At 51.3% G+C, this 15,427-nt stretch carries 11 protein-coding genes and 1 pseudogene; 8 read left to right on the forward strand and 4 right to left on the reverse strand.

Annotated elements, in window-relative coordinates; genetic code table 11:
- Nucleotides 1-340: 340 nt before the first annotated feature.
- Together FE839_RS24190 and FE839_RS24195 are read left to right on the forward strand one after the other, a co-directional pair.
- Nucleotides 341-580: pseudogene (locus FE839_RS24190) on the forward strand (transposase domain-containing protein); the annotation flags it as partial.
- 85 nt (nt 581-665) lie between these two features.
- On the forward strand, nt 666-1,310 hold the full coding sequence (locus FE839_RS24195; protein WP_241675677.1) for a shikimate dehydrogenase family protein: 645 nt from the start codon (nt 666-668) through the stop codon (nt 1,308-1,310).
- A gap of 469 nt (nt 1,311-1,779) precedes the next feature.
- Here the strand turns inward: FE839_RS24195 and FE839_RS24200 are convergent, their stop codons facing one another.
- Nucleotides 1,780-2,592, reverse strand: a complete 813-nt coding sequence (locus FE839_RS24200; protein WP_138363252.1) for a 5'-nucleotidase, lipoprotein e(P4) family — start codon at nt 2,590-2,592, stop codon at nt 1,780-1,782.
- Nucleotides 2,593-2,688: 96 nt separating this feature from the next.
- On the opposite strand from FE839_RS24200, the gene FE839_RS24205 reads away from it, so the two are divergent.
- The 6 genes from FE839_RS24205 (at nt 2,689) to FE839_RS24230 (ending at nt 10,186) form a co-directional block, all read left to right on the forward strand.
- Nucleotides 2,689-3,705, forward strand: a complete 1,017-nt coding sequence (locus FE839_RS24205; RefSeq protein ID WP_338325002.1) for a Ppx/GppA phosphatase family protein — start codon at nt 2,689-2,691, stop codon at nt 3,703-3,705.
- Nucleotides 3,706-4,292: 587 nt separating this feature from the next.
- Complete coding sequence (locus tag FE839_RS24210; protein WP_241675678.1) at nt 4,293-5,480, forward strand: ROK family transcriptional regulator; 1,188 nt, start codon at nt 4,293-4,295, stop codon at nt 5,478-5,480.
- Between the two features lie 35 nt (nt 5,481-5,515).
- Nucleotides 5,516-6,781: a hypothetical protein gene (locus tag FE839_RS24215; protein WP_138363253.1), complete on the forward strand. Its 1,266-nt coding sequence runs from the start codon at nt 5,516-5,518 to the stop codon at nt 6,779-6,781.
- Between the two features lie 28 nt (nt 6,782-6,809).
- Entirely contained in the window at nt 6,810-7,973 is a 1,164-nt protein-coding gene (locus tag FE839_RS24220) for an MFS transporter (protein ID WP_138363254.1), read from the forward strand.
- A gap of 212 nt (nt 7,974-8,185) precedes the next feature.
- Nucleotides 8,186-9,637, forward strand: coding sequence for a DASS family sodium-coupled anion symporter (locus FE839_RS24225; protein ID WP_138363255.1), 1,452 nt, complete (start codon nt 8,186-8,188; stop codon nt 9,635-9,637).
- Nucleotides 9,638-9,748: 111 nt separating this feature from the next.
- On the forward strand, nt 9,749-10,186 hold the full coding sequence (locus FE839_RS24230) for a hypothetical protein (RefSeq protein WP_179951940.1): 438 nt from the start codon (nt 9,749-9,751) through the stop codon (nt 10,184-10,186).
- 384 nt (nt 10,187-10,570) lie between these two features.
- On the opposite strand, the gene FE839_RS24235 is transcribed toward FE839_RS24230, so the two are convergent.
- From FE839_RS24235 to FE839_RS24245, 3 genes are all read right to left on the reverse strand, one after another.
- Nucleotides 10,571-11,509 carry a hypothetical protein gene (locus FE839_RS24235; protein ID WP_138363256.1) on the reverse strand — a complete coding sequence of 313 codons (939 nt, stop codon included), beginning with the start codon at nt 11,507-11,509 and terminating at the stop codon, nt 10,571-10,573.
- Nucleotides 11,510-11,531: 22 nt separating this feature from the next.
- A complete protein-coding gene (locus FE839_RS24240; RefSeq protein WP_138363257.1) occupies nt 11,532-12,314 on the reverse strand; it encodes an OmpA family protein in 783 nt (260 codons plus the stop codon).
- A 60-nt stretch (nt 12,315-12,374) separates the two neighbouring features.
- On the reverse strand, nt 12,375-15,427 hold a 3,053-nt coding region (locus FE839_RS24245; RefSeq protein WP_171034961.1), incomplete at its 5' end, for a YadA family autotransporter adhesin.

Below are 15,427 nucleotides of genomic sequence, written 5' to 3' on the forward strand. Positions count from 1 at the left end.
GTTATGGACTTCCCTTGTTGCACGATCGATCAATCGTTATGCGTGCTGTCACCACTACCCCGGTGGGTATGACCGGTGCTTTTCTCACTCTCTTCTCGGTCATCGTCGGCCTTCCCCGTTATTATGGCGTGTCGGCACCCACGACGGCATTTCGAGGCCTGCTCAGTGTTCACTCACGTTACGGCCCGCATAACCCGTTGACTTCCTTAAGAAGCCGTTTCAGGGAGAGCTTCAGCCCATTTGTTACCTCCTGGACCGCCCCCTGTACTTCCGGCCGGAGCGAGAGTTAGCCGGGTCGGACTTTCACCGACGGAAAGATCGTGCCTTGCAAGGCACACACAATAACATCGCTGAAAATGCGCTGCGGATGGTCAGTCTGGGAAGAAAGAACTGGCTGTTCTTCGGCTCAGACCACGGTGGTGAGCGTGGAGCGTTGCTGTACAGTCTGATCGGGACGTGCAAACTGAACGGCGTGGAACCAGAAAGCTACCTTCGCCATGTCCTTGATATTATAGCAGACTGGCCGGTCAATCGGGTGAGTGAACTGCTCCCCTGGCGCGTGGCACTGCCAACTGAATAACACATCCCCGTCAATACGGTTCTCGCTGGACGCTTACATTGTATGTACGTTAGTCTGACTACATTATCTTAAATGGGTATCAGCGATGAATGAACTCAGCATCGTTAGTGGAAAGTTGCAACTGTTATCAATCATTGGTGATCCGATAGCACAGGTCAGTGCTCCACTCATGATTAATGCTGCTCTTCATGCAAAAGGGATCCCCGACACATTGATGGTCCCTCTCCATGTAAATGCTGACGGTCTGCATAATGCTGTCAATGGTCTGAGATACATTCATAACTTCCGTGGTGCCATTATAACCATGCCTCACAAGCAGCATGTTCTTTCCTTGATTGATTCGGCCAGTTATGCAGCTAAGGCAATCGGAGGATGTAATGTCATCAGAAGAGATAACAAAGGATTGTTACATGGCGATATGCTTGATGGTGAAGGGTTTGCATCAAGTCTTTTGAAGCGAGGTATTGGTATTGAAGGCAAAAAAGTTTATCTGGCAGGAACCGGAGGGGCAGGCTGCGCCATTGCTTATGCGATGGCAGCCAGGCAGGTTAAGGAATTAATTATTTATAACCGGACGCCAGATAAATCAGATGAACTGATAAAAAGGTTATTATCACGTTATCCCGAGGTCAATATTCATGCTGGTAAAGATGTGCCTGAACAGGTGGATATAGCGATTAATGCTACATCGGTAGGCATGGGGGAAACAACAATGTGCCATTCTCTTTAGAAAAACTCGGGAGTAACACAACAGTGTGCGACATTGTAATTTTCCCGGAGAAAACTCCTCTTCTCATCCAGGCAGGACAGCACCATCTCCCCATTCACACTGGAAGAGCCATGCTTGCTGCTCAGATTGAACTGATGCTTGATTTTATGCTTCGTCAGGACAGCTAAATTATCGGAGCCCCTCTGTTGTCGGTAAGAATTCCACGCAGAAGGGAAATAATTTTGTCGATTGCAGTCCATTTTGCTTAGTCCGGTCGACTTATATCACGATCAGTCCATCCAGTTGTGCTAATCAAGTTGCGGGACAAAAACGCTGCAGGTGTTTTTGAACAGCGCCTGCACTGGCGCTAAGTGACGAGGTTCGGGGATGGGGCACGTTATTGCCAGCCCACATGTCACCTCTGGCACGATAGATAAAAATAAAAGCAATTATATAAAAGTCCCCCGCGAATCATACGGGGGATAAAAGATCACTTACCGGACCATGACCGAAGCGCGTTCTGACGAGCCTGCAACTGCTCTCCGGCCGACAATTTATAGTATCCGGGAGTCAAGGCGCCTTCCCAGTCACCATACATAGGATTAGGCAGGATGATATAACGAGTACCGAACAACTTCTGGTTATCTTCCGCAAACTGACGCCGTTCTGCTGATGCTTTGTGATAGGTGGCGGACCCAAAATCGTTAAGATTATCGCCGATATAAATGATAACGTTATAACCTTCCGCAGCGATGCTATTGAAGCGGGCCTGCTTGTTTGAACTGTCTGTTTTCAGGAGAACAGTCTTTTCATTCACATCAGGGAACCCCAATTGGCGCATGTTTTCGATGGTTGCGGTAAAGTCCTGCTGAGCTCTGTTCGATACGTAAAAAATGGTCCCGTTATGCCGGGAAATGTAACGGGCGAATTCAACTGCGCCGGGAACGGCCAACGCTTGTCTGGATTGTGTCCACTGTGACCATGTCTTATCGGAATAGGGCTGGTTGTGTTTAATCTGCCAGGCACTGTATGCGCTGTTATCCAGCATGGTTTCGTCCAGATCGACGATTACCGCGTATTTGTCCGTTGGCTTTTTGCTCACCGAGTCCCATTCAAGCCGGGCGCTGTTGAATGCCTGATACGCCAGAGCCCGGTACTCCCCGGAAGTCTGAAGCCAGTTCACCGCCATCACGCTCTGGCTGGTCAGTTCTGCTGTATTATGTTTATGATTTAAATTGGCACAGCCGCTCAGGCTGCTAACGATTAACAGACTAAGCGCAAGTGTGGTCTTTTTTTTATACATTGATCTTTATTTCCCTGTGAAATGACGAACATGTTGCCACCGAAATCAGCACTGAATAACTGATGATATACAAAGTGGACATACAGGAAACGTAACATGAAAAAGAAGTTAATGCATCGCACTGATGTATGGGCGATGACCATTTTATTAGCCGCAAGTTTCTCCGTTCAGGCGCAACGTTGTCAGGAAGTCAGGGCCGGGATTGATATGGGCTCAGGAACCACTAAGCTGTTAGTGGCGGAGGTTGATACCTGCAGACAGCACATCAACAAGGTTCTGTTTGAGGATCAACGTCCGGTTGGTTTTAACCAGAACCTGAGTCAGTCAACGGACAACATGCTCAGCCCGGCAATTCAGTCGCAAGGGAAAGCGGCATTGCAGGGATTGTATGAGGAGGCGCAGCGCTTTCATCCCGTGCGGTTTAATGGTGTGGCAACCGCCGTTTTCCGTAATGCGGCTAATGGTTCACAGGTTATTGCTGCATTTAACCAGGCCGTGCCGGTCAATCTGCGGGTCATTACTCAGCGACAGGAAGCCAAGCTTGGATTTTTATCGGCAAAAAGTATGTTAACTGAGCACGTTAATAACGATCAGATTGTCGTCTGGGACATTGGCGGGGGCTCAATGCAAATGACGACATGGAATCAGCAACATGATAAATGGCAGCCGGAGATTTATCAGGGAAAATTAGCTTCGGTTACCCTGAAGAATTATATTATCGATGTGGCAAAAGGTCGGGATGTCCATCAGGTAACTTCACCTAACCCTATTGGCTCTTATCGGGATGCCGCATTACGTTTTGTGCGCTTCTATGCCACAAATGATATTCCCCCAGGAATAAAACAGGCATTAACCACGCGTAAGGTAATTGGCATTGGCGGCGTACATAATTATTCTGTGGGCAGCCAGCTGCATATGAAAACCTATGACATTAAAAGTCTGCAAAAATTCTCAGCATCTCAGGTATGGAAGGGAGACTCTGAGTTACACGGCGAATATCGTGATACGGATGTCAGCAATCTTCTGTTAGTCCAGGGTTTTATGGAAGCGCTGCATATTCCCGCAGTGACGGTCGTAAAAGCAAATCTCGTACAGGGATTACTGGTGCAGTAGTGAAAAAAGCCCGAATCGTCCAGATTGATATGCGGGCGTAATATGATATGAAACGTTCCGGACAGGCCAACTATCCCGATAACAGATATCCGGAGCGTTTCAGATTTTCCGTTGGCCAGGCAACTAATCGCGACTTCGTCACTGTAAAAAACGTCCAGAAGTGCTAAAGGATTTTTTTAGCGTATCTGGCCCGTAACCGGAAAAACCGACGGTTATGCACCGGTTTTCGGGAGGATTACCCACGCATTGTTATGGCCGCCCGGCGGGCAGGATAAAGCCGGAACCTGAGCAGTCTGGAGCGTTTTCATGGTTTCATCCTTCCCCCGCCTTCTGCCCAATGGCCTTACAAAGGGTTGCGCACGCTGATGCCCGCTCCGTTTCATGCGAGCGGATATACCCACATCCTACTGACACTCGTCTCATCCGTCACATTTTGTGATCTCTTCCATAAAATATACAAAACAAACTATATAACCAAAAATAACGCTTTATAAGCCGTTAAAAAAGGCGATAGTGTAAATAAAACGAGTTTACAGGACATTTTATTGACAAATTAGTTTACTTTAAAAACTAAAAGGAATGAGACTTTGAAGCTGAATCTTCCCAATACATTAAGACAAATGAACGCCTCAGTGGTCCTCAACGTTATCCGCGAGAACTCTCCCCTTTCTCGCGCGCAGATAGCCAAAGTAACCGGAATAACTAAAGCAACGATTTCAGACATCGTTAGCGATCTGCTGGAAGAGAAAATTATCTATGAAAGTGGCGTAAGCGAAGACGGCGGCCTTGGGCGCAAAGGTATCCTGGTTAACTTCGATCCCAACCATGGACTAGGCATTGGCATTGATTTAGGTGGAACGAAAATCACCTTCTCACTCTTTAACCTCAACGCAGAACTGTTGGCCCGGCAGCAGGAATCGACCTATGACGTCGCAACGCGTCGGGAATTTCTCGACCTGTTCAGTGCCAGTATTCATGCATTTATCGAACAGCAACATATACCTCGTGACAAGCTGAAAGTCATCGGCGTCGCAACACCGGGCATCGTTGACTATCGCAGCGGAACGGTACTCGAAGGTTCCCCTAACCTGCCGGAGTGGGACAACATTCCGCTTGCCGATGAATTAACCGCGCGTCTGAATATCAGGGTCGTACTGGAAAATGATATTCGGGCCGCGTTGATTGGCGAAATGTGGAGAGGAAAATGTCGGCATGTCCATAGCGCCGCGCTTATTGGTATTGGCACCGGCCTGGGCTCAGCGCTACTCATGGATGGAAAAATTATCAGGGGTATCAATAATGCGGCGGGTGAAATTGGCTATATGTTGTTTGAACGTAGCCACCTTAACCAGAACTGGAAAAATAAAGGCTGCTTCGAGAATTACTGCTCCGGTTCCGGGCTCAAGGAAAGAATGTCCGCGCTTAGCGGAAAAAACATGAACGCCCATGAAATACTCACCGCCGCCGCCAAAGGTGAAACTTTGCCAACCATGTTGTTAGAAGAGCTGGCAGATTACTTAACCATCGGCATTCTCAACATGGTGACGATTGCCAACCTTGAAAAGGTCATCCTCACGGGAGGTGTCTCCCAATCCGCAGCACTCTTTATGCCACGGGTACAGGCCAATCTCGACAGGCATTTGTTTGCCAACACCAGGGTATCCGTTGAGCTTTCCGAATTAAACGAAAAAGCACCGTTATATGGAATAGCTATGCTGGCGCTCCATGCGGTCTACCCATCAATTCAATTTATGCCTGACACACAACTTATATAAAGATTAACCCGCAGCCAGAACAAAAGGAGCATTCTATGGCCGGAATCCATCTTCACCCACACGATATTCTTGATGAAGGCGTCGATCCAATACTTGAACGCATTAACAAAATGAACGGCGTCGATCACCTCTTCGTCGAGGTCAATACCATCTTTGAACGCAACCCCTATCCTACTGGCCGGCTGCCGCACAATCCTAAGCATGAGTTTGTGCAAGGTACTGCCACACTGCATGCCAGACTCGACATGCCACCACAGCGTCTGCATCAGCGCGTGGATCCCACTATTCTTGCTGGTTCAGATCCTCTTCAGGATCTGAAGCGGGCAACCGATAACAGCCCGTATAAGGTGATCCCGTGGGTTAACATTCTCAATGGCGACTTTGCCGGACAGATCGAAAACAATCAGGTGATCGATTTTCGCGGCAACCCGGTTGAACACTGGCTATGCCCTAACGGACCGGACGTTATTGAGCTCTGGATAACGACGTTCAGCGCAATCAAAGCACAGTACGGTTATTCAACTTTCCTGATTGACCGCATCCGCTATCCCGACTGGGCAGGTAAGAACGTCAGCCCCAGAGGGTTATTCACCTGCTTCTGCCCGCACTGTCAGAATGAAATGGCCCGGGTCGGTATTAATGTAGATGCAGTACGCGTACGTCTGGAGACGCTGGCGTTTCAAATGCGGTCGGGTCAGTATGACGCCACTGCCGATGCGCTATTAAATGACGAACTGCTGCAACGCTGGATGGCGTTCCGCCAGCATAGCATCTCCCGCTTTGTACAGAACTTGCTGTCCGGAATTATCGACAGAGATACCGGGCGTAACGAGCTATGGCTCGATCTCTGGCCGCCAGCCTACGCCTGGATTTTAGGTCAGGATTATCAGGCCCTCACCCGCTCTGCCAAAGCGCTGAAGCATTTCCCCTACCACAAGCTCGGCGGCGGCGCGGACGTTCAGGGGCTCATTGAATATTTCGCCAAAGATGACGCACAGCATGAAAGCGCCTTCCGCGCCTTTATGCGCCTGTTCAATCTGCCCTACGACATCAGCTATCAACAGTTCAAAACGGAAGGCTTCCCGATCGAATTTGTTAAACAGCAAAACAACCTTGTCCGTGAAAAATCTCAGCCGGGGACCTTTATTTACAGCGGAATTCAGATGTGGAATTTGCCTCCGTCGGCACTACTGGAAGCAATTAATGCGGCGGAACAGAGCGATTGCGACGATCTGCTTTATTACTGCTATGGCTGGGCAGAACAGTCACTTTTCGACACCGTAGGCAATCATTACCAATAACCTACTGGCTAACATAGGGAAATCAACGATGGCTAACCAACAAAAATGGAAAGTATTTTTCTTGCTGTTCGTCACCATGTTTCTTCTTGGCGGCATACAGAACACAAAGGGCCTGATACTTGAGCAGGTACAGCACGACATCAATCTGAACATGGGGCAAATAGGAACGCTGATCATGTTTTTCCAGATAGGCTTTCTGGTCGCCAGCCTGCTTACCGGCTACTTTACCGATAAAAAAGGGCTAAAGATCATGATGTTGATTGGTTCGCTGATGATGGCCGTCGGCCTGGTCGGAACCAGTCTGGCATTCAGCGTGCTGCTGTTTTTCGGCTTCTATCTAATTGTCGGTCTGGGCATCGGCTCGATGCTGGTATCAATCATTACCGTCATCCCGACCTTCTATAAAGAGAAATCCGGTATGATGTTCAACGTCTCAAACGCCATGTTCGGTGTTGGTATGATCGCCACTCCGCTGATTTTACAGCAGCTTTTTTCCCATCACATCTCATGGCGCCTGTTCTATGTTGGGATCGCCGTTATTGTCGCCATCATTATTCTGGTGCTCAGTAGCCTGAAGCTGGAAAAAGCGCAGGGTATGGACATGCAGCTCTCTGATTTTATGCATATTCTCGGCCAGAAACGCTTGATGCTGGTGATTGGTTTTATCCTGTTCTACGTCGCTGCCGAAGCCGCTTTCCTTAACTTTTTCCCTATATTCTACAGCTCGCTCGACATTGCTGGCGCTTCCGCGGAAGACAAGATGGTCACGGCGGCTTATGTCATCTCCAGTTTTGCCATGCTGTTCACCATCGGCCGTTTTATTGGCGGATTTATCAACCTTAAGCTCGGCGACCGTAATACTTTAATCCTGTTTTCGTTCTTGTCGCTGGTTGCCATTATTGCCAGCCGCTACTTCGCCAGCCAATTCGTTTATTTGTTTATGGTGTTCGGTTTTGCCATGTCGGTACTGTTCCCTACAGCCTCTGCGGTGGCGACTAAACTCACCGATAAAAGCGGTTCAACCATGGGACTGATTTACGTCGCCTCAGGAATGGGGGGCGCTTTTGCAGGCTGGCTTATTGGCCAGATATCCCAAATGTATGGTGTCTCTCTGGGCTTTAACTTGATTATCGCTTTCGTCGCAGTTTTCTTTATTCTTACCTTGTTTGTCAGAGACAATATAAAAAACTAAGCGCTGTGAGACAGCGATATCCCCCGGCATAATCTTTCCATTTTGCCGGGGGTCTCACATAATTATTCACCATATACCCTAAATAATTCGAGTCACATGACAAAACGGTTAACCATTTTGTCCTATTTGCGAAAATTATTGACATTAATCAAAACATCCACACCGTTTTTTGTTCAGAAAGGAATGAGGAAAAAGCAAAAAGGGAAATAATTATGAATGAACATGTAGAGGTAAAACTCGCTTTTCCTTTATGGAAAGGTATTCTGACAATAATAACAGGGTTATTAATCTGGTTTACCCCGCCACCCGTTGGCCTGGATGCGCTGGCCTGGCATATGTTTGCGATATTTGCCGCCACTATTTTCGCCATCATATTAAAAGTCATGCCGATGGGTGCCGTAACGATGGTAGCGCTGGTTATTTCCACGATAACCGGCCTTACCCCTATTTCAGGAGGTGGAGGTACAGGAAAAGTAACGGCGCTGTCAGGTTTTTCAAATGGTACGATCTGGCTTATTGGTATAGCCATGTTCATTTCCCGCGCGGTAATTAAAACCGGGTTAGGGAGACGGGTAGCGCTGTGGTTCATCTCAAAATGCGGCTATAGCATGCTGGGCGTCGCCTACGGACTGGCTCTTTCCGATCTGGTTCTCGGCCCCGGTATCCCATCAGCCTCCGCCCGTGGCGGCGGTATAATGTATCCGATAACCCAGTCTATCGCCTCCGCTTATAAGTCAGAACCCGGCCCTACCGCCAGGAGAGCGGGGGCTTTTCTGATGATTTGCGTTTCTCAAATAGATGCCATCATCTGCGCAATGTTTCTTACCGCGATGGCTGGTAATCCATTAATAGCCGAGCTGGCTTTCAGTCAGGGTATTCAGATTAACTGGATGACCTGGTTTCTGGGGGCAATCGTCCCTGGTATACTTGCGCTGGTGATAATTCCCCTGTGTCTTTATTTTCTATATCCGCCAGAGTTAAAAAAGACACCAGAAATCCCCGGCATCGCACGTGAAGAATTGCGGAAAATGGGAGCCATGACACTTGCAGAGAAAATCCTGGCATTCGATTTTGTATTGCTAATCCTTCTGTGGACAGCTGGAGATATTCTTTTCAATATTCCCGCCACACTCTCGGCATTTATTGGCCTGGTCATTTTGCTTCTCTCTAATATAATGTCGTGGAAAAATATCATTGAAGAGAAAACGGCCTGGGATACTATGTTCTGGTTTGCCGTATTGGTCATGATGGCAAATGCGCTGAATAAATATGGTATGATAACCTGGATTTCAAAGGGCATCGTCGGCTATGTCGGTCACTTTGACTGGCTGTTAGTATTCATTGTGCTGATACTTGTATACTTTTATACCCGCTATTTCTTTGCTTCCGCAATGGCGCATATTTCTGCAATGTATCTTGCTTTTCTGGCTGTGTCGGTATCCGTTGGCGTCCCTCCACTGCTTGCCGCACTGACGCTGGGATATACTTCCAATCTCTCAATGGGGCTGACTCAGTACTCAGGCGGTCCGGGGCCTGCGCTATTTGGCTCGGGATATAATACTACAGGCCAGTGGTGGGGAATAAGCTTCCTGGTTTCCATTGTATCTATTGCGATCTGGCTATTAGCCGGCGGGATGTGGATGAAAATTATTGGCCTCTGGTAGGCAAAAATAAGTTTCCAGATGGCCTGACATTTATCTGGATGATACAGAGCCTAAATAATTTGGGTTGCTTAAATGCCAACAAGCGAAGCCGACACATAAGCAACCTGAGGGATGACGGGGAAATTAGCTTCAGTTACCCTGAAGAATTACATTATTGGTGTGGCAAAAGTCAGGGATGTCCACCAGGTAACGTCCCCTAACCCTATTGCTTCTTATCGAGATGCCGCATTACGTTTTGTGCGTTTCTACGCCATAAATGATATTTCCCCAGCAATAAAACAGGCATTAACCACGCGTAAAGTAATTGGTATTGGCGGTGTACATAATTATTCTGTGGGCGCACAGCTTCATATGAAAATGTATGACATTGCAAGCCAGCAGAAATTCTCAGCATCTCAGGTATGGAAGGGAGACTCAGAATTACGCGGAGAATATCGTGATACCGATGTCAGTAATCTTCTTTTAGTCCAGGGGTTCATGGAGGCGTTAAATATCCCAGCAGTGACAATCGTAAAAGCGAACCTTGTACAGGGATTACTGGTGCAGTAGTGAAAAAAGACTCCGAATGAGAACATTCAGCGTATCAAATTCATATAATCATTCCATCAGGTAGTCTTATTATTGGTTCATCGCAGGTTAGCGTGAACCAATAGAAAACGGCAGTCGGAAGGTTTAGGTTTGTATTCGCCAAAACACACCCTGAACCTTCAAAACTGCCGTTACCGTGAATGCTAACCTGATTTCTCTTTTCTGGAAAGGATTCAGTGTCTTTTCCTGCACTGAAATTGCCCACGATACCCTGCTCATCCGCTTTTGATCCTATCATAAGCGGCTTACCCGAATTGTTCCGTCAATATGACCTAATGAGACACGGCCGATGGTTCGCAAAGTACATCACGATTTTTTGCGCCCTTTAACCACCGGTTTTTCCTCTCACTCAGGTTTGGCCGCCTTTGTGGGGGGGGTATCCCGCAGGTTGAGATTGACAAAATATTCCTTACCCAGAATTTTCCCGCTACCCAGCCACTCGATCCCCCGGTAGGTCAGCCTGAACCCGGCATCGCTGCGCCGCAGGATATTTCCGCTACCGTCAGACACCACATATCCGGTTTCATTCAGCAGATTTACCGTCATGGTCTGCTCCCTGGTATCACGATACATCTGCTGTACTGAACTCAGATAATCGCCTGCCAGATCCGCCAGCGACTGCTTTACGCGCACATCGATCATCGCTGCCGTTTGTAGCTGGTTACCCAGATTCGTCGCCAGCAGCGCATACAACTGGGCCGTTGCTTTCGCCAACGCCACCTGCACCTTCACATCCTTAGCAAATTTCGTCGTATCCCAGACGAAAATCTGGCGTTCGGTGGTTACCGTTTCAGTTTTTTGCTCTTCCCACAGCTTCCATTTCGCTGGTGCAGGTAACAGCTTCTCTTCGCTAACCTGTTCTTTCTTCACGCTGCGGTAGCGGAGGTTATCTGGCGCATTGAACAGCGATGTCGCCAGGTATGAAGCGCACACGCTCTGCTGCTGGCGGGTATTACCGTGGACTAAAACGGAGAGTGGGCTTCCCTGCACAGGTACCGCAGCCACATTCACTTTGCTTTTTTCCAGCGCCCGAATGATATCCGCGCGAACGCGATCGCCACGAGCCAGGTCACATACCAGGCCCATCACCTGTTCGTTAACCTTGCCGTTGACCTTCGGCACCTGGCTATTTAGCGAATCGGTTATCAGCGTGTATGCTGGTATTGATATCACCGCAACCGTGGTTGTCGTGGCTGCTGACGGGATTTCTGCCGCCGCCATCCCTGACGCTGACAGGGAAGCAAGCATCACCATTAGTGCGCTACGCTTAAGCTTTCCTTTCATTCCTGTATCCTCTTTAAAAATGTTACTGCACGTTTATCGTGATACGCCGGTTCGGTGCCAGGCAGGCGATTGTTGCGGCAGATTTTCTCCCTGCACACTGCACCCGTGGCATTGATTTCCCCATCCCGAGAGAAGTGATAACACTCTCCGGCAGACCGTTTGCAACCAGCACCCGCTTCACCGACTCCGCCCGGGCCTGCGACAAGCGCAGATTATCTTCTGTGGAACCGAAGCGATCGGTATAGCCGGTAATGGTTATCCGGCGAACGTCCATACCAGACTGGCGAATATCCATCGCCAGTTGGCGGATTTGCGCTTCCCCCTGAGCGCTTAACTGCGCGCTGGCAAATGCAAACAGGGCTTCAGCATTCAATTCACGCTGCATGACGGCAGGCTTCGCCGGTGCCTGCTGTGCCAGGCAGTTTTCCGGCAGGAAGTACGTGTCACCCACTTTCAGATCGCTGTCGTATAGCACCTTGTACTGGCATGTCACCTCTGAACCACCGGCGGTCGGGAAGTGGAATATATAATCCCACTCCTTAACCCGCATCACGCCTTCCTTAAAGTGCGGGACGCCAAGCAGCTCATATACCTGGGCTTTGGTCATCCCTGGCTTGATTTTCACCAGCGCCCCGACATCCGGGTAACTGCCTTCACTTCTGATCGCTGACTCTTTATCGGGGAACACTGGCTGTGCCGTCTTCCCCTCCGCATCGGGGTTACTCAGGCTCTGGGTACATCCTGTCAGCAGCAGTACCACACAGACAGAGGCCAGCAAACCTAACTTCATCTGTTTCATCATCATTTCTTCCTTTAAAATCCGGGACAAAGCCCCGCCGCTATGGACGGGGCCTCCTGCTGCCTGTTACCACTGATAACCCACACCGATAGAAGCACCGAAGTCGCCCTGACTGTTCGTGGAACCGGACACCTTCGTTACCCATTTACCGTTGTCAGAAATGGTGGACATACCAAACGCGATTGCCGACTGCCCCTGATAGGTACCACCACCCAGCCCCACCATGCTTGCACCTGGAGAATAAGGCTGCGGCAAGCTGGACATTGCCATCGCACCCGCAATACCGGCGCTCAGTTTGTTCTTCTGGTCGTTAACCATGTTTTTCAACTGGTTAAACTGCTTATTGGTGTAGTTAACCGATTCAGAGACGCCCTGCGTCAACTGACCAACGTTCACCGCATCGGTGTTTTCCGTACCCGCAGCGACGTTGGTTATCTGGCGTTCACCACCGGAATAGCCCATCGAGACGGTATTCTCACGGCTGGCAACGGAGTTAGCCCCCAACGCCACCGAGTTTTTGGCCGTTACCGACGAACCGTTACCCAGCGCGACAGAGTTTGCTCCAGACGCCGATGCCTTCGTCCCCACCGCCATGCTGTTGCTGCCGCTGGCTGACGATCCGGCACCACCCGCAAGTGAATCGCTGCCAGTAACGGTTGGTTTGGCGTAGTTACTGGTGTTATTCACCTGGAACATACCGTCCTTACCGCTGCTGATATTGGTCACGTTATTGGTGATACTGCCGGTAGCATCTTTCAGCTGCGCCACGTTCACCGCATCGGTGTCTTCCGTACCCGCAGCCACGTTAGTTATCTGGCGTTCGTTACCGACGGAGCCGAGAGAAACCGAGTTATCGCGATCAGCAACGGAGCCGCTGCCCAGCGCCACAGAGTTGCTGGCGGTCACCGAGGCATTATCGCCAATGGCGATGCTGCCGGTGCCCGAGGCGCTGGCATTATTACCGGTAGCAATAGCGCCATTGCCGGAAGCCTGCGCGCCATTACCGGTCGCAATGCTGTTATTACCGCTGGCAACTGTACCCTGACCAAGGGCGACAGCGTCCGTTCCACTTGCTATTGCATCAGGCCCGGTCGAATTCACCTTCAGATAACGCATGGTCGGCATGATCGTATTGGTGTACGACTCCTCAATATTGGTTACCCGATAATCGAGGTTATCGACCTTCTGGTTGGTGGCATACAGCTGCGAGCCGTTCACCGCGTCGGTGCTGGTGCTGCTCAGCTCACCCGCCGCCACGTGGGTGATTTTGTTCACCGCACTGTCGCCATGACTGGCCGAGAAGGCTCCCTGTGTCTCATTCCACAGCAGGGCATCGTTCTGCAGCCCGCCGACGCCGGCGTTCAGGTTCTCCACCGAATCACCCAGTTTGCTGATGTTCTGCGTGTTCTGCGCGATATTCGTGGTGTTGGTCGCCACATTCTGGTTGGTGGCATGCAACTGGGAGCCGTTCACCGCGTCGGTGCTGGTGCTGCTCAGCTCCCCGGCCGCCACGTGAGTGATTTTGTTCACCGCACTGTCGCCATGACTGGCCGAGAAGGCTCCCTGTGTCTCATCCCACAGTAGGGCATCGTTCTGCAGCCCGCCGACGCCGGCGTTCAGGTTCTCCACCGCCGTGTTGGTGGCGTACAGCTGCGAGCCGTTCACCGCGTCGGTGCTGGTCTCTGACAGACGACCTGCTGCGACGTGAGTGATGGTGCGTTCCGCCCCTTCACTGCCCACGCTCAGCGTGCTCGCCGGGTTCGCCCCCGCAAACGCGTAGTCGGTGCCGCGCAGCGTCACCCCTGAGGTGCCCACCGCCGCTTCCGTCAGTGAGTCCGCGCCCAGCGCAATATCCCCGGCGTTGTTCGCCACCGCGCCCGTCCCGATTGCAACAGAGTCCAGCCCCAGCGCCTGCGAGTCTGCCTCCGTTGAATTGGCATGGAAGTACTTCGTGCCGCCGGTGTAGACGTTCTCCACCGAATCGCCCAGTGCGCTGATGTTCTGCGTGTTCTGCGCGATATTCGTGGTGTTGGTCGTCACATTCTGGTTGGTGGCGTGCAGCTGGGAGCCGTTCACCGCATCGGTGCTGGTGCTGCTCAGCTCCCCGGCTGCCACGTGGGTGATTGTGTTCACCGCCGTATCGCCGTGGCTCGCCGAGAAGGCCCCTTTATCTGCATCCCACAGCAGGGCATCGTTCTGCAGCCCGCCGACGCCGGCGTTCAGGTTCTCCACCGCCGTGTTGGTGGCGTACAGCTGCGAGCCGTTCACCGCGTCGGTGCTGGTGCTGCTCAGCTCCCCCGCCCCCATGTGGGTGACTTTCTGGTCGCCCGCGTTAACCCCTGCGGTGGTGATCGCCGGCCCGCCGCTGATCGTCAGCCCGCTGCCGTCCAGGGTGGTGCCGCCGCCGATGATCGCCGAAGTGAATTCCGGGCTGTCCGCCATCTGCACCACCAGGTCGCCGTGCGCATCCACCTCCGTGTTCAGGTTGACGGCCGAGTAGCTTCCCGCCGTGCTTTTATCGCCCCTGATGGTCAGCGTCTCACCCAGCTTTTTGCTCACCGTGCCGCTGTTGCCGGCAAAGTTCAGCGGGGTGCCGGCCAGGTTCGCGATGTCCGTGGTGTTCTGCGTGATATTTGTGGTGTTCTGCGCGATATTCGTGGTGTTGGTCGCCACATTCTGGTTGGTGGCGTGCAGCTGGGAGCCGTTCACCGCGTCGGTGCTGGTACCGCTCAGCTCCCCCGCCGCCACGTGGGTGATTTTGTTCACCGCACTGTCGCCATGACTGGCCGAGAAGGCTCCCTGTGTCTCATCCCACAGCAGGGCATCGTTCTGCAGCCCGCCGACGCCGGCGTTCAGGTTCTCCACCGCCGTGTTGGTGGCGTACAGCTGCGAGCCGTTCACCGCGTCGGTGCTGGTCTCTGACAGACGACCTGCTGCGACGTGAGTGATGGTGCGTTCCGCCCCTTCACTGCCCACGCTCAGCGTGCTCGCCGGGTTCGCCCCCGCAAACGCGTAGTCGGTGCCGCGCAGCGTCACCCCTGAGGTGCCCACCGCCGCTTCCGTCAGTGAGCCCGCGCCCAGCGCGATATCCCCGGCGTTGTTCGCCACCGCGCCCGTCC

Origin of the sequence: Klebsiella indica (genome assembly GCF_005860775.1) — a bacterium.
Lineage (GTDB): Bacteria > Pseudomonadota > Gammaproteobacteria > Enterobacterales > Enterobacteriaceae > Klebsiella > Klebsiella indica.

What these genes read in the sequence shown, in the direction of transcription:
- FE839_RS24195 (WP_241675677.1), top strand. Translation starts at nt 666, where the DNA reads ATGAATGAACTCAGCATCGTTAGTGGAAAGTTGCAACTGTTATCAATC.
- FE839_RS24200 (WP_138363252.1), bottom strand. Translation starts at nt 2,592, where the DNA reads ATGTATAAAAAAAAGACCACACTTGCGCTTAGTCTGTTAATCGTTAGC.
- FE839_RS24205 (WP_338325002.1), top strand. Translation starts at nt 2,689, where the DNA reads ATGAAAAAGAAGTTAATGCATCGCACTGATGTATGGGCGATGACCATT.
- FE839_RS24215 (WP_138363253.1), top strand. Translation starts at nt 5,516, where the DNA reads ATGGCCGGAATCCATCTTCACCCACACGATATTCTTGATGAAGGCGTC.
- FE839_RS24220 (WP_138363254.1), top strand. Translation starts at nt 6,810, where the DNA reads ATGGCTAACCAACAAAAATGGAAAGTATTTTTCTTGCTGTTCGTCACC.
- FE839_RS24225 (WP_138363255.1), top strand. Translation starts at nt 8,186, where the DNA reads ATGAATGAACATGTAGAGGTAAAACTCGCTTTTCCTTTATGGAAAGGT.
- FE839_RS24230 (WP_179951940.1), top strand. Translation starts at nt 9,749, where the DNA reads ATGACGGGGAAATTAGCTTCAGTTACCCTGAAGAATTACATTATTGGT.
- FE839_RS24235 (WP_138363256.1), bottom strand. Translation starts at nt 11,509, where the DNA reads ATGAAAGGAAAGCTTAAGCGTAGCGCACTAATGGTGATGCTTGCTTCC.
- FE839_RS24240 (WP_138363257.1), bottom strand. Translation starts at nt 12,314, where the DNA reads ATGATGATGAAACAGATGAAGTTAGGTTTGCTGGCCTCTGTCTGTGTG.